The sequence below is a fragment of the Paenibacillus sp. 1011MAR3C5 genome (assembly GCF_003591485.1).
In the GTDB taxonomy this organism is placed as follows: Bacteria; Bacillota; Bacilli; order Paenibacillales; family Paenibacillaceae; genus Pristimantibacillus.
The window spans coordinates 107,583-132,750 of sequence record NZ_QZCF01000006.1; the positions used below are offsets into that span (position 1 = coordinate 107,583).

Annotated in this window: 25 protein-coding genes; 4 read left to right on the forward strand and 21 right to left on the reverse strand. The window is 52.7% G+C overall.

The window, feature by feature from the left end:
- Nucleotides 1–125: 125 nt before the first annotated feature.
- Nucleotides 126–989 (reverse strand): MurR/RpiR family transcriptional regulator, encoded by an 864-nt coding sequence (locus D3P07_RS18525; protein ID WP_119801743.1) that lies wholly within the window; start codon nucleotides 987–989, stop codon nucleotides 126–128.
- Nucleotides 990–1,197: 208 nt separating this feature from the next.
- Here D3P07_RS18525 and D3P07_RS18530 point away from each other — a divergent pair, with 208 nt between their 5' ends.
- Both D3P07_RS18530 and D3P07_RS18535 read left to right on the forward strand, forming a co-directional pair.
- On the forward strand, nucleotides 1,198–2,481 hold the full coding sequence (locus tag D3P07_RS18530; protein WP_119801744.1) for a 6-phospho-beta-glucosidase: 1,284 nt from the start codon (nucleotides 1,198–1,200) through the stop codon (nucleotides 2,479–2,481).
- A gap of 31 nt (nucleotides 2,482–2,512) precedes the next feature.
- On the forward strand, nucleotides 2,513–3,508 hold the full coding sequence (locus D3P07_RS18535; RefSeq protein ID WP_119801745.1) for an N-acetylglucosamine kinase: 996 nt from the start codon (nucleotides 2,513–2,515) through the stop codon (nucleotides 3,506–3,508).
- Between the two features lie 151 nt (nucleotides 3,509–3,659).
- On the opposite strand, the gene D3P07_RS18540 is transcribed toward D3P07_RS18535, so the two are convergent.
- Complete coding sequence (locus D3P07_RS18540; protein WP_119801746.1) at nucleotides 3,660–3,941, reverse strand: hypothetical protein; 282 nt, start codon at nucleotides 3,939–3,941, stop codon at nucleotides 3,660–3,662.
- A gap of 253 nt (nucleotides 3,942–4,194) precedes the next feature.
- Between D3P07_RS18540 and D3P07_RS18545 the strand changes: the two genes are divergently transcribed.
- Complete coding sequence (locus tag D3P07_RS18545) at nucleotides 4,195–4,941, forward strand: uracil-DNA glycosylase family protein (RefSeq protein ID WP_119801747.1); 747 nt, start codon at nucleotides 4,195–4,197, stop codon at nucleotides 4,939–4,941.
- A 75-nt stretch (nucleotides 4,942–5,016) separates the two neighbouring features.
- Here D3P07_RS18545 and D3P07_RS27135 read toward each other — a convergent pair whose 3' ends face one another.
- The 9 genes from D3P07_RS27135 to D3P07_RS18585 all read right to left on the reverse strand — a co-directional run bounded on the left by D3P07_RS27135 (nucleotide 5,017) and on the right by D3P07_RS18585 (nucleotide 14,159).
- Nucleotides 5,017–5,193 carry a hypothetical protein gene (locus tag D3P07_RS27135; RefSeq protein WP_182914389.1) on the reverse strand — a complete coding sequence of 59 codons (177 nt, stop codon included), beginning with the start codon at nucleotides 5,191–5,193 and terminating at the stop codon, nucleotides 5,017–5,019.
- 225 nt (nucleotides 5,194–5,418) lie between these two features.
- Nucleotides 5,419–6,321, reverse strand: coding sequence for an NAD(P)/FAD-dependent oxidoreductase (locus D3P07_RS18550; protein WP_119801748.1), 903 nt, complete (start codon nucleotides 6,319–6,321; stop codon nucleotides 5,419–5,421).
- Between the two features lie 250 nt (nucleotides 6,322–6,571).
- Nucleotides 6,572–7,549, reverse strand: a complete 978-nt coding sequence (locus D3P07_RS18555; protein ID WP_220482032.1) for a nucleoside hydrolase — start codon at nucleotides 7,547–7,549, stop codon at nucleotides 6,572–6,574.
- The gene (rbsK, locus tag D3P07_RS18560) at nucleotides 7,542–8,459 is read right to left on the reverse strand and encodes a ribokinase (protein WP_119801749.1); all 918 of its coding nucleotides are present in this window, start codon (nucleotides 8,457–8,459) and stop codon (nucleotides 7,542–7,544) included. The genes D3P07_RS18555 and rbsK overlap by 8 nt, the downstream gene beginning before the upstream one ends.
- The gene (locus D3P07_RS18565; protein WP_119801750.1) at nucleotides 8,456–9,373 is read right to left on the reverse strand and encodes a nucleoside hydrolase; all 918 of its coding nucleotides are present in this window, start codon (nucleotides 9,371–9,373) and stop codon (nucleotides 8,456–8,458) included. The genes rbsK and D3P07_RS18565 overlap by 4 nt, the downstream gene beginning before the upstream one ends.
- Nucleotides 9,374–9,393: 20 nt before the next feature.
- Nucleotides 9,394–10,320 (reverse strand): ABC transporter permease, encoded by a 927-nt coding sequence (locus D3P07_RS18570; protein WP_119801751.1) that lies wholly within the window; start codon nucleotides 10,318–10,320, stop codon nucleotides 9,394–9,396.
- Nucleotides 10,313–11,356 carry an ABC transporter permease gene (locus D3P07_RS18575; RefSeq protein WP_119801752.1) on the reverse strand — a complete coding sequence of 348 codons (1,044 nt, stop codon included), beginning with the start codon at nucleotides 11,354–11,356 and terminating at the stop codon, nucleotides 10,313–10,315. Before D3P07_RS18575 ends, D3P07_RS18570 begins: the two co-directional genes overlap by 8 nt.
- Nucleotides 11,340–12,911: an ABC transporter ATP-binding protein gene (locus D3P07_RS18580; protein ID WP_119801753.1), complete on the reverse strand. Its 1,572-nt coding sequence runs from the start codon at nucleotides 12,909–12,911 to the stop codon at nucleotides 11,340–11,342. The genes D3P07_RS18575 and D3P07_RS18580 overlap by 17 nt, the downstream gene beginning before the upstream one ends.
- Nucleotides 12,912–13,034: 123 nt before the next feature.
- On the reverse strand, nucleotides 13,035–14,159 hold the full coding sequence (locus D3P07_RS18585) for a BMP family ABC transporter substrate-binding protein (RefSeq protein ID WP_259391582.1): 1,125 nt from the start codon (nucleotides 14,157–14,159) through the stop codon (nucleotides 13,035–13,037).
- A gap of 190 nt (nucleotides 14,160–14,349) precedes the next feature.
- Here D3P07_RS18585 and D3P07_RS18590 point away from each other — a divergent pair, with 190 nt between their 5' ends.
- Nucleotides 14,350–15,111 (forward strand): helix-turn-helix transcriptional regulator, encoded by a 762-nt coding sequence (locus D3P07_RS18590; RefSeq protein WP_119801755.1) that lies wholly within the window; start codon nucleotides 14,350–14,352, stop codon nucleotides 15,109–15,111.
- Between the two features lie 122 nt (nucleotides 15,112–15,233).
- Here D3P07_RS18590 and D3P07_RS18595 read toward each other — a convergent pair whose 3' ends face one another.
- The 10 genes from D3P07_RS18595 to D3P07_RS18640 all read right to left on the reverse strand — a co-directional run bounded on the left by D3P07_RS18595 (nucleotide 15,234) and on the right by D3P07_RS18640 (nucleotide 24,995).
- Nucleotides 15,234–15,845 (reverse strand): flavin reductase family protein, encoded by a 612-nt coding sequence (locus tag D3P07_RS18595; protein ID WP_119801756.1) that lies wholly within the window; start codon nucleotides 15,843–15,845, stop codon nucleotides 15,234–15,236.
- A gap of 12 nt (nucleotides 15,846–15,857) precedes the next feature.
- On the reverse strand, nucleotides 15,858–16,463 hold the full coding sequence (locus D3P07_RS18600) for an alpha/beta hydrolase (protein WP_182914422.1): 606 nt from the start codon (nucleotides 16,461–16,463) through the stop codon (nucleotides 15,858–15,860).
- 2 nt (nucleotides 16,464–16,465) lie between these two features.
- Nucleotides 16,466–17,410, reverse strand: a complete 945-nt coding sequence (locus D3P07_RS18605) for a VOC family protein (RefSeq protein WP_119801758.1) — start codon at nucleotides 17,408–17,410, stop codon at nucleotides 16,466–16,468.
- Between the two features lie 92 nt (nucleotides 17,411–17,502).
- Nucleotides 17,503–17,949, reverse strand: a complete 447-nt coding sequence (locus D3P07_RS18610) for a MarR family winged helix-turn-helix transcriptional regulator (protein WP_119801759.1) — start codon at nucleotides 17,947–17,949, stop codon at nucleotides 17,503–17,505.
- Nucleotides 17,950–18,198: 249 nt separating this feature from the next.
- Nucleotides 18,199–19,605, reverse strand: a complete 1,407-nt coding sequence (locus D3P07_RS18615) for an MATE family efflux transporter (RefSeq protein ID WP_119801760.1) — start codon at nucleotides 19,603–19,605, stop codon at nucleotides 18,199–18,201.
- A gap of 129 nt (nucleotides 19,606–19,734) precedes the next feature.
- Nucleotides 19,735–20,826 carry a GerAB/ArcD/ProY family transporter gene (locus D3P07_RS18620; protein ID WP_259391583.1) on the reverse strand — a complete coding sequence of 364 codons (1,092 nt, stop codon included), beginning with the start codon at nucleotides 20,824–20,826 and terminating at the stop codon, nucleotides 19,735–19,737.
- A 13-nt stretch (nucleotides 20,827–20,839) separates the two neighbouring features.
- Entirely contained in the window at nucleotides 20,840–21,934 is a 1,095-nt protein-coding gene (locus D3P07_RS18625; protein ID WP_119801762.1) for a GerAB/ArcD/ProY family transporter, read from the reverse strand.
- 14 nt (nucleotides 21,935–21,948) lie between these two features.
- Nucleotides 21,949–22,185: a hypothetical protein gene (locus tag D3P07_RS18630; RefSeq protein ID WP_259391584.1), complete on the reverse strand. Its 237-nt coding sequence runs from the start codon at nucleotides 22,183–22,185 to the stop codon at nucleotides 21,949–21,951.
- 3 nt (nucleotides 22,186–22,188) lie between these two features.
- Nucleotides 22,189–23,388, reverse strand: a complete 1,200-nt coding sequence (locus D3P07_RS18635; protein ID WP_119801764.1) for a Ger(x)C family spore germination protein — start codon at nucleotides 23,386–23,388, stop codon at nucleotides 22,189–22,191.
- Between the two features lie 32 nt (nucleotides 23,389–23,420).
- Nucleotides 23,421–24,995 carry a spore germination protein gene (locus tag D3P07_RS18640; protein ID WP_119801765.1) on the reverse strand — a complete coding sequence of 525 codons (1,575 nt, stop codon included), beginning with the start codon at nucleotides 24,993–24,995 and terminating at the stop codon, nucleotides 23,421–23,423.
- Nucleotides 24,996–25,168: the final 173 nt, after the last annotated feature.

The window sequence follows — 25,168 nt, forward strand, 5'->3', positions numbered from 1 at the left end:
GCACAGCCGTTTTTCCCTTTAGGAAGCCGTCATAGAGTCGCTTCTTAGCCTTCCTCTTGGCTGAAATAAAAAACCACCGTCCTGAAGGACAGTGGTTGTTATCAACTACCATTTACGCGGCTTCGTTATCTTCTCCGCTTGTTCGCAATGATGCTGCGGCTCTTGGACAAATATTTCTTCACTTGCTGATAATCGGCGCTTGCTACGCCGGCAAACAGCATATCGATGATCGTCAGCATCGCGATGCGGGAGCCCATAGCTCCGCTTCGGATGGATATCTCCGGCGTAGAGATGCTGAGCAGCGTATCCGCTCGGCTGGAGAGCTCGCTCTTGCCGTACTTGGTGATCGCTACGATATGCGCGCCGTTCTTCTTCGCAATTTCGAGTGAATCCAGAATTTCGATCGTATCGCCGGAATTGGAGATGAAGATCGCCACATCGTCCTTCGTCAGCAGCGCAGCGGCCGTTAGCTGGCTGTGTCCGTCCAGAAAGGCATGGCACATCATATTGATGCGCGTGAACTTCTGCTCTGCATCCTGCGCTACGAGTCCGGAAGCGCCGATTCCAAAGAAGATAATCCGCTTGCTCGTGCGCAGCGCAAGGACAGCCCGCTCCACGGCGGATCGGTCGAGCACGCTCAGCGTATCCTCGATAGAACGCATATTGTTCCGGCTAATATTGGAGATGATCGTCATAAGCTCATCTCCGGGCTGGATATCTGTATATTGGTCGCCCGAATCCTCATCCATCGAGCCAAGCGAAGCCGAGATGCTGACGATGAAGCTGCGGTAGCCGTTGTAGCCCATCGTCTTGCAGAAGCGCAGGACAGACGCATCGCTCGTCTTGCTCGCTTGCGCAAGGCTTTTGATCGAGAGATGCGGGATTTCTTCTTTATTGGCTAGTATATATTCCGCGACAAGCCGTTCAACAGGCGTCAGACTGTCTTTGCGTTCGCGGATTTTAATCAAGACATTATCATTAATCGCCATGTGCCGCTCCCTATTCCGTGTCATGTTTTCGCAACTAAATAGTATACGTAATAGCCACAAATTACAAGCACTTTTCGCCACAAACGTTTGCATACATATCCAATTTTTAAAATTTTATTTCAAAACTTTTCAATCATACTGATTTTTATTGTTGAAAATAGTACCTCGTGGTATACTTGCCTTACTAATGCAGCAAAGGATGAGTGACATGGAGAGAAAGCTTAAAATCGCGATTATCGGCGCTGGCAGCACGTATACACCTGAACTGATGGAGGGCATTATCAAACGGAAGGACTCTCTTCCTCTTCACGAGCTTGCCCTCATGGATATCGATGACCGGAAGCTATCGATCGTTGGCGGTCTGTGCGAGCGCATGACAGCGGCAGCGGGCATGAGCTGCCAGGTCATCAAGACGAAGGATCTCGACGAAGCGCTTCGCGGCGCGGACTTCGTGCTCGGCCAGATTCGCGTCGGCAAGCTGCCTGCACGCGTGCTGGATGAGCAAATCCCGCTGAAATACGGCTTAATCGGACAAGAAACTTGCGGCATCGGCGGCTTCTTCAAAGCGATGCGCACAATTCCGGTCATGCTGGACATTGCAAAACGGATGGAAGAGCTGTGTCCGGATGCTTGGCTGATCAACTTCTCCAACCCGGCGGGTATTATTACCGAAGCGATTCTGAATCATACGAATGTGAAAATGCTGGGCCTCTGCAACGTTCCTTACAATATGAACAAGAGCATCCGCGAAAGCATGGAGCTGCCGAATGCGGAGCTTACGTATATCGGTCTGAACCATCTGAGCTGGGTAACCGCCATTGAGCAAGACGGCAAGGATTACTTGAAAACAGCGCTGGACATGGGTCTGAACAGCGAAACGATGAAAAACATTCCGTCCACTGGCTTTAGCAAGGAGCTGGTACAGCTCGTTGGCGCGATCCCATCCTCCTATCTTGAATATTATTACTTCAAAGATAAAAAACTGAAGCTGCTAAAGGACGCCGAGCTGTCCCGAGGCGAGAAGTGCATGCAGATCGAAGAAGAGCTGCTGGACATCTATTCGAACGCGGAGCTGCATTCGAAGCCGGAGCTGCTCTCCTCCCGAGGCGGCGCCAACTATTCCGAAGTGGCGATCAGCCTGGTGGACGCGATCTTCAACGACAAGCAAGAGAAGCATGTCGTGAACCTGCTGAACCATGGCGCGCTTCCGTTCATGGAAGACAACGATGCTATTGAAGTGACCGCTGTCATCGGCAAGGACGGCGCAAAGCCAATCGCCGTGTCTGAGTTCGACAACCAGCATATTATCGACTACATGCGCATGGTGAAGGCTTATGAGCGCGAGACTGTCGCAGCGGCTGTAGAAGGAAGCGAAGCGGCAGCCATGCGCGCCCTGATGATGAACCCGTTGGTAGGTGACTACCAGACGGCGCATGATTGCTTCCAAGAGCTGAAGGAAGCGCACAAGGACTATTTGCCTCAATTCAAATAAAAAGTAGCATCAATAAGGAGCATAGCCTGCTATGAAAGGTAATTATGTAATCGGCGTCGACGGCGGCAACAGCAAAACGGACTATTTCTTATTCGATCTTAGCGGCACGCTGGTCGATCATATCCGCTCAGGCACATGCAGTCACGAGCAATTCAAGGACAGCTATGCCGAAGCTTATCGGGTGATGAATGAACAAATCACGCTGTTGCTATCGAGAAACGGCCTGTCCATGGAGGATGTAGCAACGGGAGCGTTTGGCCTCGCCGGTGCGGACATCCCTGTCCAGAAACGCAACCTGAACGAAGTGGTGGAACGGATCGGCTTCACCACCTATGCGCTGGACAACGACTCGTTCCTCGGAATCAAGGTTGGCAGCGACAAGGGCTATGGCATCTGCTCGATCAACGGCTCCGGCGTATGCACGGGCGGCATCTCGCCAACTGGGCAACGCCTGCAAGTTGGCGGCGTCGGCAGCGAACTGTCCGGCGATGAAGGCGGCGGCTTCTATCTGACGCGCCGCGTCATTCGCGCCATCTATGACAGCTTCTACCGTCTCGCTCCCGAGACAAGCATGACGGCGCCTGCCATGAAGCTGATCGGCGTGAACGATAAGGAAAGCTTTATGGATTATGCGCTGGAGCAGCTCATCACTCGCAAGCTTCCTTTTACGGAGCTGGTGACGCTGCTGTTCGAATCAGCGGAGAGCGGAGATCCCGTCGCATCGGCGATCGTGGAGCATTCCGCGCGCCAGCTCGCTTACTCCACCGTTGGCTGCATCAGCCACCTGGACTTCGACGAGGAGCCTGTCGATATCGTCATGGCCGGCTCGGTATGGGTCAAAGCAGCCTCGCCGATCATGCGCGACCGCTACAAGGAAATTGTAGCGGAGCTGACAGGACGCGAATGCAATTTCATCCTGCTCCAGGAGCCGCCCGCCGCAGGCGCGGTCGTCTGGGCGCTGGAGCTCGCGCACGGCGGCCCGCTTAGCGCGGAGCTGCGCAAGAAAATAGTTGATGCGCTTCAATAGGAAGCGCAGTAAGGAGGGCTGCCCGCCGTGGCAGCCCTCCTTTTATATAGAAGCCGAGTTTCTCGGCTTGCAGCTTCCCTGGTCAGCACGGGTAGCTCTTCTAAGCCGAATTTCTCGGCTTACAGCTCCATTTCCCGCACGGGTAGCTCTTCTAAGCCGAGTTTCTCGGCTTGCAGCTCCATTTCCCGCTCGGGCGGCTCGCTAAGCCGACTTTCTCGGCTTGCAGCATCCTTTTCCCGCTCGGGCAGCCCTCTAAGCCGAGATTCTCTGCTTGCAGCATTCCCGGCCAGCTCAGGCAGCCCTCTAAGCCGAGTTTCTCGGCTTGCAGCTTCCCCAGCCAGCTCGATCGCCCCTCTAAGCCGAGTTTCTCTGCTTGCAGCATCCTTGGCCAGCTCGAGCGGCTCTCTAAGCCGAATTTCTCGGCTTGCAGCATCCTTTTCCCGCTCGAGCGGCTCTCTAAGCCGAATTTCTCGGCTTACAGCTCCATTTCCCGCACGGGTAGCTCTTCTAAGCCGAGTTTCTCGGCTTGCAGCTCCATTTCCCGCTCGGGCGGCTCTCTAAGCCGACTTTCTCGGCTTGCAGCATAGATTGTCCGCCAACTATATCGAATAAATGGCATAATAAGATAAGCTGCACACAATCACAATATCCAGTTACTTAAACGAAATGTTACGGAGGCGGATGGATTGGCACAATCGAAGTTAGCTACATATCAGAGCATAATTGCCGGGCTTCCCGATCGACCTTGGCAACGCGAAGACCTTCTCATAGATGACCTTCTGCTGGATCGTGAAAACGACCTTTCCTTGTACTACGCACCCTACGATTACATCAATCCAACTGCTATGGTCACCATCGTCGGCATTACTCCGGGTTTTACCCAAATGTCGCTGTCGCTCCTTCAAGCCAAGGATGACCTGGCTTCCGGCATCAGCTTATCCGACATCGATCGGAGAGCAAAGTACGTCGCCAGCTTCGCCGGAACGATGCGCCGACATCTGATAGACATGCTGAACGAGCTGGGCTTGCCGGAATTGCTCGGCGTCTCAGACAGCAGCGAACTCTTCGGCGACCGCCGTGAGCTGATTCATACGACTTCTGTCATCCGTTACCCGCTATTTCGCAAAGGGGATAACTACACCGGCCATCAGCCGCGAATGCTATCATCCAACCTGATTCGGAAGTATGCACTTCACGACTTTGCCTTAGAGCTTGCGATGGTAGAGAACTCCGTCATTATTCCGCTCGGCAAATCCGTCTCGGACGTATTGCATTACATCGACGACGAAAAGCCGCTCCCAGGGGAACGGATTCATGAACGCTGCTTATTCGGCTTCCCTCATCCATCCGGCGCCAACGGCCATCGCAAGAAGCAATTCGAGCTGCTGAAGGAACACCATAAGGATATTTTGCGGCGCAAGCTGAACACCTGATGAATACTGCTATGGATTAGCTTGATGATTTTTGCCTTGATGAACTTTGCCTTGATGATCTTAAGCTGGATCGTTTCAGTGAATATTTATAATCAGCACAATAGACAAAAATAGAATTAGTCCCGTTAGCGCCGCACCCAAACATGTTTGTCGCGCGGTATTCTTGCCTTCTTTTATATGCTTGAGCAGCGTTACGGTATTGATGTACAGCATGATGCCCAAGATCGGTATGACAACTATCAAAAAAAACATCAAAATCCGTCCTCCCCAAAATATGCCCCATCCTGCCTACTGACTACTGTTGCCGGATAAGACTCTAATTGCCGCCTATTATATCCAATCCATTCACATTTGCCTACCCGCATTTCTTCCCGTTAAAGAAGATACACTCACCATAGCCGCAATTAACCGCCATCGTGCAGCATCCCCATTCGCGAGGCGTCGCTCTTCGCCAGAAGTTTGCGAGGGCGAAATCACTCAAAAATCCTCCTGAATCAAATCCGCGTTAATTCCGATCGCGGCCTTGCTGCCCTCTCCCGCCGCAATGACAGCTTGTGCGGGCGCAATGACCGAGGAATCGCCCGCAGCATAGATGCCGTACACGCTCGTACGACCTAACCGGTCGGTTTGTATGCCGCCTTGTTCATTCGCCGCACAGCCGAGCCAATCCCCGAACGGTGCAGCCTGCCGCCAGATCGGCGATACGAAGCCGCCGGTGCGCCGTACTCGCAAGCCGCTCTCAAGCCGAACAGAGCGCAGCTCTCCGTCCTCACCCTCCAGTTCCACGACGCGCTCTCTGCTTACCCGGATTCCGCGGCTTTGCAGCTTAAGCCGTTCTTCATCAGACATTGTACGTCTTGCGCCGTTCGTGCACAGAATGAGATCCTTGCTCCACTGATAAGCGAGTCTGGTCAGCGTAAATGCGTTCATGCCGTCGGCAATCACAATCAACGGGCGGTCGCGCAGCTCCCAGCCATCGCAGTACGGACAGTTGAACAAGCTTCGGCCGTAGTAGCTGCCGATACCCGGTATCGGCGGCAGCGTCTCCCGAAGCCCCGTCGCCAGCAGCACCTTGCGGGCAGCATACCATGCGCCATCACCCGTTCCTATATGAAACCCGGCACCCGCGCGGCGAATATCCGTCACCCGTTGCCGATTCACCGTTACAGTCTGATAAGCCGCTAGCTCCCTCTGCGCCAGCCCTCTCAGCTCGCCGGGCGTCACGCCATCCCTGGTCAGGAAGCCGTGCGTATGTCGGGTCACCGCATTGCGCGGCCGATTATCGTCGAATACCATTACACTTCTTCTGGCTCTGCCTAGCACCAGCGCTGCATTCATCCCTGCCGGTCCGCCGCCGATAATGGCGCAATCCACTGCCATGCTCCAACCACCCTTCCTGTCCATGCCCGAACTCAAAAAAAGATTCCATCTAATTATGTATATCGGGGGCGGGAGGGCGTCATGCTTTTATGAACACCGATCGAGAGCAAAAAAACCCGTGCATTCAGCACGGGCTCCGAACAAGGGGTTAAACATGAATGAACGATTGCGATTGAGCTATTACAATGAGGCTGATAATTACAGCTCTTTTTCTTACACTTTACAGTATTCTGCTAATTTGTAGATGATCTTATATAAATGCGTGCAATAAGCGATCAACAGCCAAAGCAGCGTTCACCTCGGTGCATACTTGAATCGGCGAGCCGACCAATGATCTGCGGCGCAAATCGGCAACCGTCATGCCTGCGCACAGCTCGCTGTCGCAAACAACCTTGACATTCATCTGTTGCGTAGTCACGATCGACGGATCTTCCGCTACCAAGATGGTCAGCGGATCATGAATCGGCGCCGCATCGATAAAGAAGTTGCTGGAACGGTAGAAGTCGAAGTAGAAGCGATGAGACTCCCGAATGAAATCGACAATCTCGGCATTTGCTTCCCCGCATGCTTGCTGCAGCCTGTCGAGCTGCTCACCCGTCAGCAGCGTCTTCATTGTCACGTCGAGACCGACCATTGTGAGCGGAACGCCGGAAGCAAATACAAGCTCCGCCGCTTCAGGATCGCCCCATATGTTTGCCTCCGATACCGGAGTGATATTGCCAGGAACGCCTACCGCTCCACCCATGACATATACATGCTTGATTCTTCCGCATACGGAAGGGTCCTTTTCGATCGCATGCGCCAGATTCGTCAGCCGGCCCAGCGTCACCACGATCAGCTCGCCTGCGAGCTCCTCGGATTTGCGCAATATGAAATCTGCCGCCTCTTCGTCCAGCGGCTGCTGGGCGGAAGCCGCTACCTCCACATTGCCAATCCCGTTCGCGCCATGAACATGCGTGCCAAATTCCGGCTTTCCCCGCTTGAGCGGCTTACCCGCTCCTTTGGCAACCGGCACTTCATAAGCAGGAGCCGCCAGTGCAATCATTCTTAGCGTATTGTCCGTCGCTTGATCTACGTTAATGTTCCCGAACACGGTCGTAATCCCTTCCACCTTAATAGAAGGCGATCTCAGCGCGTATAGAATGGCAAGCGCGTCATCGATACCCGTATCGGCATCGATGATCATTTTTTTCATCTGTCTCACATGCAGCCCTCGCTTCTCATTCATGAAAGTATGCCTGTACTTCCTCCATCGTCGGCATACCGTCCTGCGCACCGAATTTTGTAACGGCAAGTCCGGATACCTTCGCGGCAAAGGCAACTGCGTCTCCGATACCACGGGCCGCGCTTATATCATAGGCCAGTCCCGCGTTAAATGCATCCCCTGCGCCGGTTGTGTCAACAACTTCCATGCGATAGGCAGACTGTCTCTGCAGCGAGCTGTCTCTGCGCTTCCATAACGAGCCTTCCGAGCCTAACGTCGTTACGACGCAGCCAACCCCGCTCTCCAGCAGCTTGTCGACTGCCTCTTCCAGCGGGCGCTCCCCGAGCGTCATCTCCGTCAGAGCCTCCAGCTCCGTGCGATTCGGCGTAATCACATGCACCCGCTTCAGCAGACTCTCCGGCAGCGGACGCGCCGGCGCTGGATTCAAGATGACTATTTTGCCGTATTTCTCCGCTAGCTGCGCGGCATACTCCACCGTCTCCAGCGGAATCTCCAGCTGCAGCAGAACAGCATCCGCAGCTTGAATAAGCGTTTCAACCTGCTTGACGTCATTAGCACTCAGCTTCGCATTCGCTCCCGGCACCACCACAATATTATTTTCGTCGGGCGTAAGCGTAATCGAGGCTGTGCCGGTCGATGCTTGCTCCGTGATTTTAATATAGTCGCAGTTCACGCCATTGTCGGCCATCGCCGTCATGAGCGTACGGCCGAATGAATCGAGACCGACCGCTCCAACCATCGTTACCTGTGCGCCAAGACGCGCGAGGGCAACCGCCTGATTCGCTCCTTTGCCGCCGGGAATAAAGTGGATCTCGTCACCCAGAATTGTCTCCCCGCCTTCAGGGAATCGATTCGTCTTCACGACAATATCCATATTCATGCTGCCTACGACGACGATATTCGGCTGCTTCATACGGCGTTGGCCTTTCTGTCGACCAAGCGCTCCATAAGCAGCGCTACCGCGCGGCTATGATCCACATCGAGGCAAACCTCGACGTTGCCGTTCTCGTCGAGCGTTGCGACCGTCTGCCCCGTCTGTGGACGATGATCATACTCCACGCGAATATTCATGCGCTCTGTGCGCACGAGCGTGCGATCGATGAGCAGCGCGATCGTAAGCGGATCGTGCATGAACGATTTCTCTTCCTTGGCAAATTCGAACCATTTGCCGATCATACGGGCAAGCGCCATATTCAGCGGATCGCCGGAGGCATGCAGCTTCGCTCTCTCCGCTTCCGTAATAATGACTTTGAGCGTCACATCAAGTCCCGCCATCAGAATCGGAGCGCCGCTGCGGAATACGAGCGAAGCCGCTTCCGGATCGCAAACGATGTTGTGCTCGACGATCCGCATATGCTTGCCGTTGTCGCCAAGACGGGTTACACCGCCCATAATGACGATTTCCTTTACACTCTGGGCGAGGCGAGGCTCGCGAATCAGACAAGCCGCAATATTCGTCAGCGGACCGATCGCCACCAGCGTGATCTCTCCAGGATTGCTCATAACGGTATCGATAATGAAATCGACTGCATGACGGTCCTCATATTCCAATTGGTCGTCCTCCGCCAGAAGTCCATCGCCCTCATGGCCGGCCATCCAGATCTCGCGGTTGTCCAGGAGCGTCCTGTTGAGGCCCGCGTATACGCGCACTTCGGGATGTCCGCCGTATTGCAGCATCTTCTTCGCCATGCGGGCACGCAGATCTACATTGCCGTAGACCGTCGTGACGCCCTCGATTTGAATTTCTTCCGAATGCATGGCCAGCGCCAGCGCCATAGCGTCATCCACGTCGCTCCCGATATCGGTATCTAGTATAATTCGTGCCATAATGTCCGTCTCCTTAGCTGTTAGATTCCCTTTTTGCGTTTCTTCCGTTTGCTCTCAATAATGGCATAGACGAGCAAGCCTACGACCGTTGCCACATAAGGGAACGTCGAGATCAGCTCCGATGGTATTTTCAAAATTTGCAGCGCATTGGCCATTGCATTCGTCGCCCCGAAGATTAATGAAGCGACAAATGTCCCAATCGTGCTGCCTCCGCCAAGCGCTTCCGCCGCAATCGCGATCCAGCCCCGTCCAGCCGTCATATCTCTCGTGAAGAGCGACAGATAGCCCATGGACATGAACGCGCCGCCGAGAGAGGCGAAAAATCCGCTTAGCAATAACGCGATAAATTGAATTTTGGCTACGCTGATGCCGACCGATTGGGCCGCCTGAGGGTTTTCGCCAACCGAACGAATTTGCAAGCCCAGCGGCGTTCTCTTCAGCATATAATACACGCCTGCCACTGCCAGCAAGGAAATGTACGTCAATACGTTATGGCCGGAGAGGATCGGTCCCAGCACCGGAATATCCTGTATCAGCGGAATATGCAGGTTCGGCAGCACTTTGCTTTGCAAAGAAGTCGAAGTGCCTTTGTCCCCGCTGACCAAATAGAGAATAAAGACCGTTCCGCCCGAGGCGAACATGTTAATGGCGATACCGCCCAAAATAATATGCGTCTTGATCTTCAATGTGAAATAGGCCAGAATGGCCGACAACGTAATGCCGGACATGACCGCCCCAAGCAGCCCGAGCCAAGCGCTGCCCGTATAGGCGCTCACGATAACGCCCGTCAAGGCGCCAACGAGCATCGTCCCCTCCATGCCGATATTGACAATACCGGCTTTGTTGGAGATCAGCGCCCCTAAAGCGGCAAGCAGGATCGGCGTTGTAACCCGAAGGACGGAGAAAGCAAAATCCGTCGAAAAAAGTACGCTCCAGAAGCTATCCAAGTTTCTCCGCCTCCTTCAACAGCTGTCTGTTCTTCCACATCTTCAGGAATTGCTCCGCCGAGATGAGCAGAATAATAATCGCCTGAATTATCGAGATGAGCTCTGCCGGTACATCCGACATAATCGACATTTGGTCGGCGCCGATTCGGATGTAAGCCAGGAACAGCGCCGCGCCTACGACCGACAGCGGATTGTTCTTCGCCAGCAAGGCGACAAGCGCCCCATCCAGGCCGTAGCCCGGAAGATCGGACCATTGGAACCGGGAGTACATCCCCAGCACTTCTACCGATCCGCCCATTCCCGCAAGGAAGCCAGCGAGAAGATGCACTGTAATGATGACCCGACCCGTCTTAATGCCGGAAAACTCGGCGAAAGCGCGGTTGGAGCCCGTCATCCGCAGCTCATAGCCCCATCTCGTGTGATACATGAAGTAATGGGTAGCCACGATGCAGACCAGCACCAGAATCAGTCCCGTATGAATTCGCGTACCCGGAATCAGGTTCGCAAGTCTCGCCGTCTCCTGGAACTTGTAGGACACATTGGCGAAGGCCGCCGCATCCCGCAAGTGATAGTTCAAGATATAAAGGCCGATACCGGACAGAATGCTGTTGAACATCAGCGACGTAACGAGTACCTCTGCATTCCACTTCGCTTTCATTATGCCGGGAATAGCCGATAGAAGCGCGCCGACCGTTGAGCCGGCCAGTATCGCCACGACTGGATGAATAAAGCCGTTCATGCTGGCGTAGATCGCGATTATGGCAGCAACCACACCCGATATATAAAACAAGCCTTCCGCGCCGAGATTGAACAATCCGCTGCGGAATAACAGGACGACCGACAAGCCTGTGAACATAAGCGGAATCGCCATCTCGATCACATTGCCGATCTGTGCAGTCGTCGATAACGGCCCCAGCAGGAAGATCGAGATCGTCTCCAGCGGCTGCTCGCTAATCAAGGCAATGATGAGGAAGGCGATAACTAGCGCAATCGCAATCGATATCAGTGTTCTAATGGCATCAAAGTACTTGAGCATCTGACGTTACGCCCCTCCCCGTGTGTTCACCCTGCTGTTTTTTCAGTCCGAGCATATACAATCCCAGCTCTTCCTCCGTCACTTCGGACGGCTTATCAAATGAAGCAACGAGTTCCCCGCCATACATGACGTACAGTGTATCGCTCAGCTCCATAATTTCATTCAAATCAGCCGAAATCAGCAGAATCGCGCAATTCTGGCTTCTCATCTCCAGCAATTTCTGGTGGACGAGCTGAGCCGCCCCGATATCGACGCCTCTGGTTGGCTGCTCGGCAATGAGCAGAATGGGATCGGTCGAGCATTCCCGCGCCACGATTACCTTCTGCATGTTGCCGCCGGACAGCATACCGATCGGCTGCGCAGGACCGGAGCATCTGACTTTGAATTCCTCAATCAGCTTCTCCGCCAAACGCACGATCGACTTGCCCTTCATGAATAAGCCCCTATTCCAATCCTTGCTGCGATACCGCGTCGAGATCATATTGTCGGAGATGCTCTCTTCCTTGGCAGCCCCTTGACTCATACGGTCCTCGGGCACATAGGAGATGCCTAGCTCCCGGATGGCACGCATATCCATGCTGACGATCTCGGAACCGTTCACCTTGGCCGAACCCTGTACACGGCCGCCAAGACCGCCCGTAAGCGCCTTGACCAGCTCGGCCTGCCCATTCCCCTCTACACCGGCGATGCCGACAATCTCACCCGCGCGGATCGTGAGACCGATATCGTTCAACGCTTTTTTGTCCAAGGCATTTACGTACGTAATCCCTTTAACATCCAGCACTGGCGGTCCATAGAAGGATTCCGCCTTATCATATTTGAGCACGACATCACGGCCGACCATGAGCCGTGATATCTCCTGCTCGGTGACATCCGCCATATCGAAGACGCCAGCGCTTGTACCGCTTCGCATAATCGTAATGCGGTCGCAAATCGCCTTCACTTCCTTCAATTTGTGAGAGATGAAGACGATCGTATGGCCTTCCTGCTTCAGCACAAGCAGTTGCTTGAACAGCTCTTCGGTCTCCTGCGGAGTCAGTACAGCCGTTGGCTCGTCCAGAATAAGAATCTTCGCTCCGCGTAGGAGCGCTTTCAAAATTTCCACCTTTTGCTTCATGCCGACTGACAAGGACTCTACCTTCGCCCTTGGATCAACCGTCAGCTGGTACTTGTCCGACAGTGCCTGCGTCATGCGTACCGCTTCTTCATAATGAATGCCAAGACCTTTCTTCGGCTCCATCCCAAGCACCATATTCTCTGCTACAGAGAAGGACGGCACCAGCATAAAGTGCTGATGAACCATGCCGATACCTTTGGCGATCGCATCCTGCGGCGTCTGGAAGCGCATCTGTTCGCCTCGCAGCCGGATTTCCCCGTCGCTAGGCGCCTCCATGCCGAACAATATTTTCATCAAAGTTGATTTCCCGGCTCCGTTCTCTCCAGCCAGAGCATGAATTTCGCCTTCTCTCAGCGAGAAGTCGACGTTGCGGTTGGCTGTAACGCCATTCTGATAGACCTTGGTGATATTGCGCATCTCCAGCACATTCTGCCGCATCAATGTTCTCCCCTTAGCCCCCCGCAAGCATAGCGATGGCGGCCTGATAGAATTGAAGGGAATTCTTCGCAGCCGAAGAACTCCCTTGGTTATTTTAGCTTAAAGCTCGTATGAATCCGTGTGTTATGGCTTAACGGAATTGCGGATTTGGTCAACTTCGGCAGTCTGCATGCCCATCGCATTGCTTACTTCGATCTCGCCAGCAATCAGTTTTTTCTCGATTTCAACCAGTTGGGCTTTGATCTCTTCCAATACGACTGCATCGAAAATGTTGTTGCGCACGATGCCTACGCCGTCTTGCTCCAGGCCTACAACATCCAGCTTGCCAAGCTCCAGCGTGCCGGCTTTGATGCCGCGTACGGCATGAACGATCGCTTGGTCGATTTTTTTCACGGAAGAGGTAATGATCAGGTCCGCTTTTTCCTTGTCCGTACCAGCCATCATCGTCGCTTGATCGGAGTCTACGCCGATGGCGTAACGGCTCTTCTCCTTCGCTGCATCGAACACGCCAAGGCCTGTTCCGCCCGCTACGTTGAAGATCACGTCAACGCCAGAGTTGTATTGCAGCAGGGACAGCTCCTTGCCTTTGCCCGGATCGGCGAAGTCGCCTGCATAGGATACAGCAACTTTGATGTCCGGTACAGCATACTTGGCGCCCTCGATGTAACCAACCAGGAATGCGTTGATCGCAGGGATATCCATACCGCCCAGGAAGCCGATTTTCTTGTCTTCATTCGCATGCGCCATGTCGGATACGCTAGTCAGAGCCGCAGCCGCGCCTGCCAGGAAGGATACTTCATTCGTCGCATAAGAGATTGCGTATACGTTGGCCGCCGCTTCCGGGATGTCGGTGTCGTAGTTAATGAACTTCTTGTCAGGGTTCTTCTCAGCTGTCGCATTCAGAAGCTCCGTAATTTGCGAGCCGCCGGAGATGATTACATCCCAGTCTTGTGCCGCAACGGAATTGAATGTCGGCTCCCACTTCGTGGTATCGACACCCATCTCGATAACCTTCGTCTCTGCTTGCAGGCTGTTCGCCACTTGCTCAAGTCCGGTGTTCGCCGCATCGAAGAACGATTTGTCGCCAAGCGTCCCCGGTACGAGCAGGACTACTTTCAGCTTGTCCGATTTGGGACTGGAATTGTTCGTATTCTCGTTCGCCGGACCGGCATTTTTGCCTCCGCCCGAACAGGCCGCAATCAACATCACAGCAGCCAGCACTAAAGCCAATAAACTTCGTTTCATCATTATGCCCCCTAAAGGTAGGTTTGGTTGATTTCTTCACAGCTCATCAGTCTCAATCTCTCTATTCGCTCTGAAGTTTACGATATGCTTCTTGCAATGTTATGATTGTACCAAACAAAGCCCTTATGTTTTATCTTGATTCGCTCATATTTCTTATATGATTTGGCTAAATCAAACGATGGGAGCTGCGGGCATGAACAATATGGATTTTCTGTTCTTCTCCAGACGCCGGGAGAAACAATATATTCCTTCCCATTTTCACGAGTGCTTTGAGCTCGTCTATTATTATGGCAAGGGGCATACGAAGATCGGATCAACCTCCTATACCTTCCGCAAAAATACCTTTGCCCTCGTCACTCCCTTCACCGAACATGACGAGCTTCATCTGAATGAAGCGGACGTCCTGTTCGTCGGCTTCTATAGCGAACGCGAGGGCCTGTCTTATCTCAATGGCGTCTTCGAGGACGATCAAGACGGCACAATCGAAAATATATTGCTGCGGATGAAAACCGAATTCGTCCAACAACGGGAGGATTTTTCGGACATGCTGAATCTGCTGGTCGGGGAGCTGTCGATTCAATTGATCCGGCTGATCGGCACCCGGAAGGCGCCCAAGCAGCAATCAGACCGAATGAATTATGTGCTTAACTTTATGGATGAGCACTTTCGTCAAAAAATATCCATTCAAGCGCTTGCCGATTTGGCGGGCTACAGCTACGGACGGTTTCGCCATCTGTTCAAGGAGAAGTACGGCGTAGCCCCGCTTCAATATTTGTATGTGAAGCGGCTCAACTACGCCAGGTCGTCCCTTATCCTCCACCCAGAGAAACTCGTCTCGGAGATTGCTCTCGATGCCGGGTTTGTCAACGATGCGCAATTCTGCAGCATGTTCAAGCGCGAGAACGGCATCTCGCCCAAGCAGTACCGGCTGTTCAAGGTACGGGCGAACGATTGAGGCAAGACGCCGCCTGATGCTGTCTCCAGCAGCTTGCAGATGCACGGAGCGCATCATCCCTTATACCAACTAAAAAGCAGCATCCTTTCATCTAGGATGCTGCTTTTCTCCAGCTATGAACCTTACTCCGGACGGACCAATGTAAATCGCTCTCCGAGCTTAGCGTAATCATGTCCCGCAAGCCTGCTAACCGGCTGCAGAGCATCCGGATCGATCCGCCCATTCTCGTAGAGCCGATCGGCGATATGGAAGCGTACGACTCTGCCGATCAGCAGATCGCAAGCAGGCGAATCCTCCGTACCGCCAAGCGGCAAGGCTTGCTCCAGCACACATTCCATTCGGATACTCGCTTCGAGCACGCCCGGTACCTTGATCCTATCGCTACCCACAGCCGTCAGCCCTGCAAGCTCTACCTCGCTGACATCCGGCGCTGCCGGAGCCGCCGTCTGATTCATCGCTTCTACATAAGTCTCATCCGCAATATGGACGACGAAGGCGCCTTGTGACTCAGCATTTCGCGCTGTATCCTTTTGCGAGCCGTTCTTCCGCTGTACGGACACGGAAACCATCGGAGGATTGGAGGACACGATATTAAAGAAGCTGAACGGAGCTGCATTAAGCACGCCGTCTGCCGACAAGGTTGTGACCAGAGCGATCGGACGGGGAATAATGCTGCCGATCAGCAGCTTATAATTATCCTGGGCGCTCTGTCGCTCAGGGTCAATAACAATCATGCCGCTTCCTCCTCAAAAGGTTTTCTTGAACCATTCCGCCGCAGCCGCCACCTCTGTGCCGGTCAATTGATGGCCGTATCTTTCCCAGTGTGTGGCCACCTCGGCTCCTGCCCCGCTCAGCAGCGCCTCCAGATCTCTTGTCTCAGACGGCGGGCAGATTGGATCGTTCTCGCCGGCTCCGATGAAGACGGGCAGCCCATCCATATTCGGCAGCTCTACACCGCGAATCGGAACCATCGGATGATGCAGGACAGCGCCCTTCAGCGTATCCTTGTAATGGAAGAGCAGACTCCCGGCAATATTCGCCCCGTTGGAATAACCGACCGCCACGATATTGCCGCGGTCGAAGCCGTATTCCGCCGCCGCGCTATCTAGAAACTCATTGAGCTCTTGCGTCCGGAAGATCAAATCCTCGATATCGAATACGCCTTCCGCCAGTCTGCGGAAAAATCGCGGCATGCCATTCTCCAATACATTGCCTCTGACGCTTAGGACGGAGGAAGCAGGCGACAGCCTCTCCGCCAGCGGCAGCAGGTCGCGCTCCGTGCCTCCCGTTCCATGCAGCAGCAGCAATACCGGCGCGTTCGGATTCGTACCTTTTGTGAATAGATGCTTCATCATCAGTTCTCCTCCAATTCTCTTACTTCAAATGGCAGCAGATTCTTCTCGATTTCTCCCCTATGCTTCTCGTACCACTCCGGCAGCATAAGCTTTTCGCCCAGATGTTCTGGCTCTTCATCTCTTGCAAAGCCCGGAGGATCTGTTGCAATCTCGAACAGAATGCCGCCTTCCTCACGGAAGTACAGGGCGTTGAAATATTGGCGGTCTACGATCGGCGTCGGCTGATAGCCATGCGCGGCTACATGCTGTCTCCAGACAGCATGCTCGGCATCATCCGCCGCTCTCATCGCAATATGATGCACGGTGCCGTGGCCGCCATGACCGTGAGCCATAGCGATAGCGTTCACTTCAATAACATTGCCCAGATCACCGAAGGCGCGGTAGCGTACAAAGCCGGCATCCTCACCTACTTTCGTCAGACCCATCACATCTTCCAGCAGCTTGCCTGTGGACTCAGGCGCCGTACTGAACAGCACCGCCCCGCCAAAGCCTCTGATCGCCTTATCGGCTGGAATGCCTCCGAATGACCAGTCATTGTTCGGACCTTCCTCCCGCGCTACAATTTCACCGCGCAAGCCGTCCGGGTCGGCGAATTGCAGATAACGCTCGCTGAAGCGCTCTGTTTCCTGTGTCTCGACTCCCAGTCTAGCCAGCCGTTCCTTCCAGAAATCATAAGCGTCTGCCGGAACGACGTAGCTCGTAATGCCGACTTGCCCGCCGCCTATATGACCCTTGCGCGAATCCGCCCAAGGGAAGAATGTAATGATCGTGCCTGGACTGCCCATCCGATCGCCGAAGTATAGGTGATAAACCTCTGGCGCATCGAAGTTGATTGTTTTTTTCACCAGCCGCAGTCCCAGTACCCCTGCGTAAAAATCAGTCGTTTGCTGGGGGTTCCGTACAAATGCCGTGATATGATGAATCCCTGCTGTTTTCGTAGTCATCTCAATCTCTCCTTATTATCTTTAATTTAAGATATATGCCCTGCAAAAGCAGTCTTCCCGCTCATCCTCCACTGGTTACAGTTGGACAAGCTCTATTGGTAGGACTGCTGCGCGTATTTCCCTAGCTTCTTCAACAGCTCGCTGGCAATCTGTTTCTCTTCGTCAGATAGCCCGCTGGCAGCCTGCTCGATAATAGTAGTATGCATCGGGAAGACGGCTTCTATAAATGTGCAGCCCGCGTCGGTCACCTCCGCATAGATCAAGCGGCGGTCTTCCTTGGAAGCGCGTCTGGCTACAAGCCCTTTCTTCTCCAGCTTATCCACAACATATGTGATGTTGCCGCTGCTCATCAGCACCTTGCCACCGATTTGCTGCAGAGGCTGTGGTCCCTTGTGATAGAGAAGCTCCAGCACGCCGAATTCGGTCCGATTCAGTCCATGCTTGCGTATATCACGGTCGGCATGGGCATTGATCCACTGGCTTGCTCGGGATAAGGCGATGTACAAATCGAGTGCTTCATTGGTTCCTTTATTCGCCATGTGTGCCTGCCCCCTTTATTTCAATTTGAATTATCTTAAATTAAAGATATCAGAACAGGAGCATGATGTCAACCCCGCCATTAGAAGCTTTGATTCACTCTCTTTCTCCCTTCAACACTAGCTTTCCCACCTTGCCTGGCAGCCTATTCCCGCTTCGTTCGATGCTATCCCTCGCCCTTGAAGCCCTCCGACAAAAAAAGCCTGCCGCGACAGACGCATCTGTCGTGGCAGGCAGATCAGCCTGCACTTCTATACATGAACCGCTGCATGGTCTGGTTCCTTATCCGGCCGCACAAGCGCATGCTTCTCCCATGCCCGGCTCTTCCACCTGAAGTAGAAGATAATCGCCCGGAGCCATTCATCTGCCGCAATAGCCAGCCATATGCCGGCAAGCCCCATATTGAAATGGAAGACGAACAGATAGCCTAGCGACAAGCTCATCCCAACCATGGAGAACATGCCGACGAATAGCGGGTACTTGGCATCGCCGGATGCGCGCAGCGCATTGACGATGACCAGATTAATGGTACGTCCCGTCTCCAGAAGCAGGCTGTACAGCAGCACCTGCGCTCCGATTCGCAGGACATCGGCGTCCTCTGTGAACATGCCGACAAGCTGCTCCCGGAACAGCATCACCAGCGCAACTACGATCAGCGTGCCGATAATCGCCGAGCGCACGCTCATCCATACGCGCTTGTATGCGTCGTTCGGACGAGCTTCGCCGACCAGACGACCGACCATAATCGATGTTCCCATGCCGACTGCGAGTGCAAACAGATAGATGAACATTGAGATGTTTGTAGCATATTGTTTGGCCGCCAGTGCGGCTTCGCCCAAGAACGTCGTGTAGAAGATAAAGATGATCTGGCAGCTCTGATACATCACCTGCTCCAGTGCGGAGGGAATGCCAATCTTCAATATCTTACCGATGTATTCCTTGGACAGATTAAAGTAATAGCTGAACTGAATGCGCACCGCCATAATGCGGTACAACAGCCAGAAGAAGACGACAATCGCCAGCAGCCTGCTCGCCACGGTCGAGATCGCCGCACCTTCTACGCCAAGCGCCGGCATACCGAAGTTGCCGAAGATCAGCGCATAGTTACCGATAATATGAATCACGTTCATGCCGAGCGATACGAACATCGCTTCCTTCGTAAAGCCATGTACGCGAATAATAGCGGCCAGCGAGTTAATGATCGCCTGCAGGAAGATGGCTCCGCCCACGATAGCCAGATAGCTGTGCGCGAACTCATAGACTTCGCCCTGCAAGTTCAGTGAACGAAGCAAATATCCGTTGAACACGACGAACAGCACACTCATCACGATGCCGACCAGCAAGTTAAGCGTAACGGCTACTGCCGAAATTTTGGACGCCTCAAAAAATTTCCGCGACCCGATGTATTGCGCTACAACGATGGATGCCCCGTTGCCGATAACCTCCAGCAGCAGTATGGAAATATGCAGAAACTGATTCGCTGCGCCGACGCCCGATACCGCATTGTCGGAGATCGCACTGAGCATGAACGTATCTGCAATACCCATCATCATAAATAGCGATATTTCCAAAAATATAGGCCATGTCAGGTAGAACAGCTTTAAATCTTTCGTACCCTTGCCTTTGTCTGTTGCTGTCTCTCCAGCATGCCCTTCCATGTCATCACCTTCACTTCTTCATCATGCGCTATGCCTGCTTAGAGGCACTGCCGTATCGTATCGTAGCACACTAACGAAAAAGTTACATCAGCGATTATTGGTAAAAAAGAATGTGATTTTGTGTTGCGCTTATTGTTTTCGGCGAATGGCATGAACGATAAGCAATAACAGAGGGAGTAGAAAGCCATAAGTCGCTACAAATGGCAGCCACTCGCTACGATTATATTCCTCGCTATGCATCACATTGGGATGCACAATCAGCGATAATACAACCATCAGCATACCCATGGGAAGCGCGAGAGATCGATAGTCCTTCAGATTAAAAAGCTGCTTCATGCCAAGTACCGCCGCGTAGAAGTAAACGCATATCCGGAAAAAGATCGTAATGAACCACATAATCGCCATCACAATTTCAATACGCTGCAGAAAGTGGCCAACATTGATTTTTTTGGCTAGCGCATAACTCGGATAGGTTTGTCTGGCTGTCATATCCGTACCAAGCACCGTGATGCATAATGCAATAATGAGAACAAGAACGATTCCGGCAATGATTGTACCTCTATAGAATCCTTTGCTTGCCTCCTTCGGTCGATCGATCTCGCTAGGGAATACGGTAAGCAACAAGAACGGGGTAAAAGTAAACACGCTTGCAAAATACATCGTCGCCCAAACCATGCTCTTCAGGTCAGACTCCAATACAGGCTGAATCCGCTCCATATGAATCTGCGGCGATACGAATACCACCAATACGATAAAAAGCAGCACAAATACCGGGAATAACAGCTCTGCAGATCGGGCCAGCGGCTCGATTCCCTTGCGAATGCCGATGACCACCACAATGGCGAACAAGATATTAAACGCCTGTATAGGCGTTACCCGCATAATTTGGGTAGTCATAAAGTTGCCGATAAAAAACAACACTTCCGAAGCCGTTATGAGGCAAAAGAAGATAATCGCAGCTGTGACGGCCTTGCCCAGCCACTTTCCGAGAACATGCTCCAGCGTCTCGAAGAGCGACTTCTCCGCATGCAGATTTCCCACCGCTACATACAGCTTCGTGAGCAACAACCCGACTGCAATACCTAGCAAGGCCGCAATCCACGCGTCCTGCTTCAAAATAGAGGTTACCGCAGCCGGAATAATGAGAATTGGCGTGCCGATCAAAAAGAGAATTGCCAGAATGCTGAATTGACGTGCGCTAATCTTTTCCTTGGACCTCACAAATACATCCCTCCTATCTGCGTCTTGCAGCACGGCGAGTGCCATATGCGGCAAGCACCGCGAGCGGCAGAATGACGCTGAACGTCATGTCCATATAAGGCCAATACTGATCCACTTCATGAAAATCAATAATATTCGAAGAGACCAACAACGCGAAGAAAACCAGCAGCATACCGAACGGAAGCTCCATTCCCTTTTCACTGCGAAGGCCTGCCATCTGGGCCAAGGCGATTTGAAGGACGTTAAAGTACACCGCCGATTTGATAAAGGAGGTCAGCAGCCACATAAAGGCTAACAGAACCTCCAGCCTCTGAAAAAAATTCCCAACGTCGATCTTTTTGGCCAGCGCATAGCTGGGATACATGCTTCGCATGGCATAATCCGGACCAAGCACAAGGATAGAGAGCAAGATAATGACTAGCAGCACAGTCCCTCCAAATAAAGCTCCTCGCAAAAAATGAGAGCGGACCGCTTCCGGCTTGCGGACACTAGGCATAACCATCAACAGCACAGCAAGCTCCATGAATGGATACGCGGTCATCGTAATCGATCCCCGAATAATAGGCTTTAAGCCGCCCTCCCAAAAAGGTAGAAGATGATTGATCTTCATATCTGGAATTAAGAACAGGAAGAACACCATCAGAAACAAAAGTAGGAAAGCGAAAAAAAACTCCCCCGTTCGGGCAATCGTCTCCATCCCCAATCTCGCCGCCATTACCAATATCCCCACATACATGATATGGATCGCTTGAATCGGCGTCTCCGGCATCATCTGGGTCGTCATAAAGTCGCCGATTTCCCTGGTATGGGTAGCAAGGGAGAGGAACAAATAAGAAATAAAGCAAAGGGATACCAGCTTGCCTGGCCATTTCCCGAATAGCTTCTCCACATATTGCACCAATGTGAGACGGGGGTACAGCCTGCCGACCGCGCTTAGAAGCCATACGACCAATAATCCCGCACACAAACCGATGAGGGCAGATACCCAACCATTCTGCTTCGCTGCGCTGGTAGGTATGGATGGCAGGACAAGCATGGAATCGCCAATTGAAATATACGCAGCCAATAAAGCAAATTGCCTGCCGCTTATCATTACGTTCATCTTCATGCGTTCATCCCCTGTTAGTTCAGCGCGCTATCTACCAGTTGCCCAATTGGCCTATACACGTATGACACCCAGTCCAGCGGGTTCGGCAACGGGAGATGGAGGCTCTCCGCAATGCCGACTCCGGTACCGAACAGCAAGAGAATCATAAACAGCCAGATTTCCTTCACTTGCCGCTTCTTCCGTAATCCAGGCACTTCCAGCATAGCAATGACGACAGCTGTCGCTAATATGCCACCAATGGCAAGCATCATATCCTACTCCTTCATGTCATTTAAGAAAGACTCACCAATCGTTCCAATGCGTCTTATCTTGACATCCACGTTAAATCGGATGTCCATCTTGGAGAATTGTTGGTCCCAGTTTTCCTTCGCTTTACTCCAGTAGCGGGGATTAGCCCGGTGAATGGCATCACCGAATCCGAATATGTCGCATTTTAGCCTTTGCGCTTTCTTCACGGCTTTCTCGGCATGCATCTTTAAGGCATCCTCCGTGGCTTTCTCAAGATCAAACAGCGTTGTAGCCGTTGTAAGTTTGATTTTGCATTCGACGTCCGCTACATTGGCTTCCGTATGCATCACGACCTCGGCTTCCGGCTTGCCGTCTCTAACCTTGGCCTTAATGGCTGTTTTGGACCGAATCACTTCGATGGCAAGCTTGCCGCCTCTTGGGCAAGCCACCTTCACAACCGTACTGTTCAATCGATCCGTAATGTTGCTGAATCCCTTGCTTTCGTCTTCGTTCATCCAGGCAATCAGCTTGTCCTCCCTGAACATGGCAATACCTTTATATTGAAGATGAACAGGTGTAGCCGGCGTCTCGACATTTTTTCGTTTGCTCCCCAGCTCAGGATCTCCTTGAATGACAACGCCGGTTAATGTCGCTTGTATGCCGGGACTCACAATATTAGTAATCAGCTCATCCAGCTGCACGGCAACCGTCGGCGCCCATGATCTCTCCGACACCTCTAGTGAATCAAACATTTTGGAAGCTGGAATTTTCTCAATAGGCGTGAGCACCTTTAATACGTTTTCCGCCGTCGTTCCTTTGGCTACGACAATATAGAAGTCCGTGCGTCCTTCCTGGTCCCGGGACATCAAATCGAGCGCCTCGCCCATGCCTTCCCTCGCCAACTCCTCACCGATGATAAAAACCCGCAAATGGGAGAAGTACAGCTTGCGGGGCGTGACGGTCGTCATCTTTCGGACTGCCTCGAACACGGTATCCCCTATTCCATGGTAAGTTAACACGGGAGAAAGACCACTGCTGCCTTGCCGTGAGGCGACTTCGCCGGGATCGACCACTTGAACCGTAACGAGAAACTTGTCTTTAACCCGGTCGATGCCCAATGCGGCTACAATGGCGAGATCATTCAATTCGCGGCGATTCCAGCATCCGGTTATAAGTGGCACAAGCATAAGAACAATGACGAAGCACCATCCTGCTTTACGCGCCATTACTCCTTCCCTCCTTCCAACATAGTTGGCAGCTATGGCTTCGGCTTTGCAGACTTGGGATTCTGCTGGCGCCTCTGATTGCTCCGGTTCACGAGTTTCGGTCGGGTAAAATGCGCCCAGTGAGGCAACCGGAATATGGCATCCTTCTGATCGCTCAGAATCAGCGGGGCGAACGGACTCATATACGGTACGCCAAAGGACCTTAAGCTGCTGACATGCAGCACAATCGCAAACGTGCCTATAATAATTCCGTATAATCCAAATGTCGCTGCAAGTCCCATCAGCGGGAACCGCAGCATTCGAATGGTATTGGCCATGCTGTACGACGGGAAAACAAAGCTGGCAATCGCTGTTATGGATACGACGATGACCATCGCTGCCGATATGATGCCCGCTTCAACGGCAGCCTGTCCGATGACCAAGGTTCCGACGATCGAGACCGCCGGACCGATCGTACGCGGCATGCGAAGGCCCGCCTCCCGCAAAATCTCGAAAGCCACTTCCATCATGATCGCCTCGATAAAGGCCGGAAATGGAATGCCTTCCCGCTGTGCCGCCAAACTGTACAGCAGCCGAGTCGGCAGCATTTCTTGATGATACGTTGTGATCGCAACATAAAGCGACGGACTGTACAGCGCAATAAATACGCCAATGTAGCGCAATGTTCGAATGAGCGTGCTGATGTCAAAGCGATGATAATAATCTTCCGCAGCATGCAGAAAGGAAACGAACAATGCCGGAACAATCAGTACCATCGGCGTTCCGTCCACCAGAATAGCAACCTTTCCTTCGAGCAGCTCAGCAGCCACCACATCCGGCCGTTCGCTATTGTAGATGGTTGGAAAAGGCGTATAGGTCTCATCCTGAATAAGCTCTTCGATATAGCCGCTCTCCAATATGCCGTCGATATCGATACGATCCAGCCGGAGACGCACTTCCTCCACCACTTTGTCGTCTGCGAGGCCTTTGATAAACATAATAGACACGTCGGTCATCGTAATACGACCAATCTGCCTGGTTTCCAGCCATAGATGCGGATCCTTGATTTTCCGGCGGATCATCGCCGTATTCGTACGAAGCGTCTCCGTGAAGGCCTCCTTCGGGCCTCTGACTACTGTCTCCGTTAAAGTCTCATTAATCCCGCGGTCCCGCCACCCTCTCGTCCCCGCCGCAATTGCGGAGTCATACCCGTCGACCAAGATAATCGCCTCGCCGGATAGCAAAGCCGTGAACAGCCTTCCGTAATGGCTGATTTCACTCGTATCACTAATAGTCAGAACATCTTGCGCTAATGCCTGTGGACTTGCTTGATTGGAGTTCTCTCCTTCCCCATGCTTCATTCGGTCACGCATCATGGCCGACTCCAGAATAAATTCGGAGACGGATTGCTTATCCGCCAGACCATCTGCATAGATAACCGCTAGCGCAAGTCCGCCGCTTCCCGGCACGCCTACCTCTCGTATGACGATATCGGTACTGTTGCCAAGCTCGCTTCTAATCAACGCCAGATTATTCTGAAGGCCGGACATGATCGGCCTTTCCTTCAACGACTGTTCCTGATTCAAGCCTTGCGAATCAGGTGTTTCTTCACCTTTCGTTTCCTTCATTTGGCTCACCCTCGGGCTTGTATGCTAATAGTCCATTATGTACATCTGTAGACAATTTTAGACATTTTTCTCACGAAAAGTACCTGTCAGCTTCCGCTTGACTCCGCTTCTGTTTCCAGCTATTCTTATATTCAATACTTGAAACATACAGCTACAGCCAAGATGGGAAGTAG

What these genes read in the sequence shown, in the direction of transcription:
- D3P07_RS18575 (WP_119801752.1), bottom strand. Translation starts at nt 11,356, where the DNA reads ATGCTCAAGTACTTTGATGCCATTAGAACACTGATATCGATTGCGATT.
- D3P07_RS18625 (WP_119801762.1), bottom strand. Translation starts at nt 21,934, where the DNA reads ATGAAGATGAACGTAATGATAAGCGGCAGGCAATTTGCTTTATTGGCT.
- D3P07_RS18605 (WP_119801758.1), bottom strand. Translation starts at nt 17,410, where the DNA reads ATGACTACGAAAACAGCAGGGATTCATCATATCACGGCATTTGTACGG.
- D3P07_RS18530 (WP_119801744.1), top strand. Translation starts at nt 1,198, where the DNA reads ATGGAGAGAAAGCTTAAAATCGCGATTATCGGCGCTGGCAGCACGTAT.
- D3P07_RS18525 (WP_119801743.1), bottom strand. Translation starts at nt 989, where the DNA reads ATGGCGATTAATGATAATGTCTTGATTAAAATCCGCGAACGCAAAGAC.
- D3P07_RS18580 (WP_119801753.1), bottom strand. Translation starts at nt 12,911, where the DNA reads ATGCGGCAGAATGTGCTGGAGATGCGCAATATCACCAAGGTCTATCAG.
- D3P07_RS27135 (WP_182914389.1), bottom strand. Translation starts at nt 5,193, where the DNA reads ATGTTTTTTTTGATAGTTGTCATACCGATCTTGGGCATCATGCTGTAC.
- D3P07_RS18630 (WP_259391584.1), bottom strand. Translation starts at nt 22,185, where the DNA reads ATGATGCTTGCCATTGGTGGCATATTAGCGACAGCTGTCGTCATTGCT.
- D3P07_RS18615 (WP_119801760.1), bottom strand. Translation starts at nt 19,605, where the DNA reads ATGGAAGGGCATGCTGGAGAGACAGCAACAGACAAAGGCAAGGGTACG.
- D3P07_RS18555 (WP_220482032.1), bottom strand. Translation starts at nt 7,549, where the DNA reads ATGAATGAGAAGCGAGGGCTGCATGTGAGACAGATGAAAAAAATGATC.
- D3P07_RS18540 (WP_119801746.1), bottom strand. Translation starts at nt 3,941, where the DNA reads ATGCTGCAAGCCGAGAAATTCGGCTTAGAGAGCCGCTCGAGCTGGCCA.
- rbsK (WP_119801749.1), bottom strand. Translation starts at nt 8,459, where the DNA reads ATGAAGCAGCCGAATATCGTCGTCGTAGGCAGCATGAATATGGATATT.
- D3P07_RS18600 (WP_182914422.1), bottom strand. Translation starts at nt 16,463, where the DNA reads ATGAAGCATCTATTCACAAAAGGTACGAATCCGAACGCGCCGGTATTG.
- D3P07_RS18590 (WP_119801755.1), top strand. Translation starts at nt 14,350, where the DNA reads ATGAACAATATGGATTTTCTGTTCTTCTCCAGACGCCGGGAGAAACAA.
- D3P07_RS18610 (WP_119801759.1), bottom strand. Translation starts at nt 17,949, where the DNA reads ATGGCGAATAAAGGAACCAATGAAGCACTCGATTTGTACATCGCCTTA.
- D3P07_RS18535 (WP_119801745.1), top strand. Translation starts at nt 2,513, where the DNA reads ATGAAAGGTAATTATGTAATCGGCGTCGACGGCGGCAACAGCAAAACG.
- D3P07_RS18595 (WP_119801756.1), bottom strand. Translation starts at nt 15,845, where the DNA reads ATGATTGTTATTGACCCTGAGCGACAGAGCGCCCAGGATAATTATAAG.
- D3P07_RS18550 (WP_119801748.1), bottom strand. Translation starts at nt 6,321, where the DNA reads ATGGCAGTGGATTGCGCCATTATCGGCGGCGGACCGGCAGGGATGAAT.
- D3P07_RS18565 (WP_119801750.1), bottom strand. Translation starts at nt 9,373, where the DNA reads ATGGCACGAATTATACTAGATACCGATATCGGGAGCGACGTGGATGAC.
- D3P07_RS18585 (WP_259391582.1), bottom strand. Translation starts at nt 14,159, where the DNA reads ATGATGAAACGAAGTTTATTGGCTTTAGTGCTGGCTGCTGTGATGTTG.
- D3P07_RS18640 (WP_119801765.1), bottom strand. Translation starts at nt 24,995, where the DNA reads ATGAAGGAAACGAAAGGTGAAGAAACACCTGATTCGCAAGGCTTGAAT.
- D3P07_RS18635 (WP_119801764.1), bottom strand. Translation starts at nt 23,388, where the DNA reads ATGGCGCGTAAAGCAGGATGGTGCTTCGTCATTGTTCTTATGCTTGTG.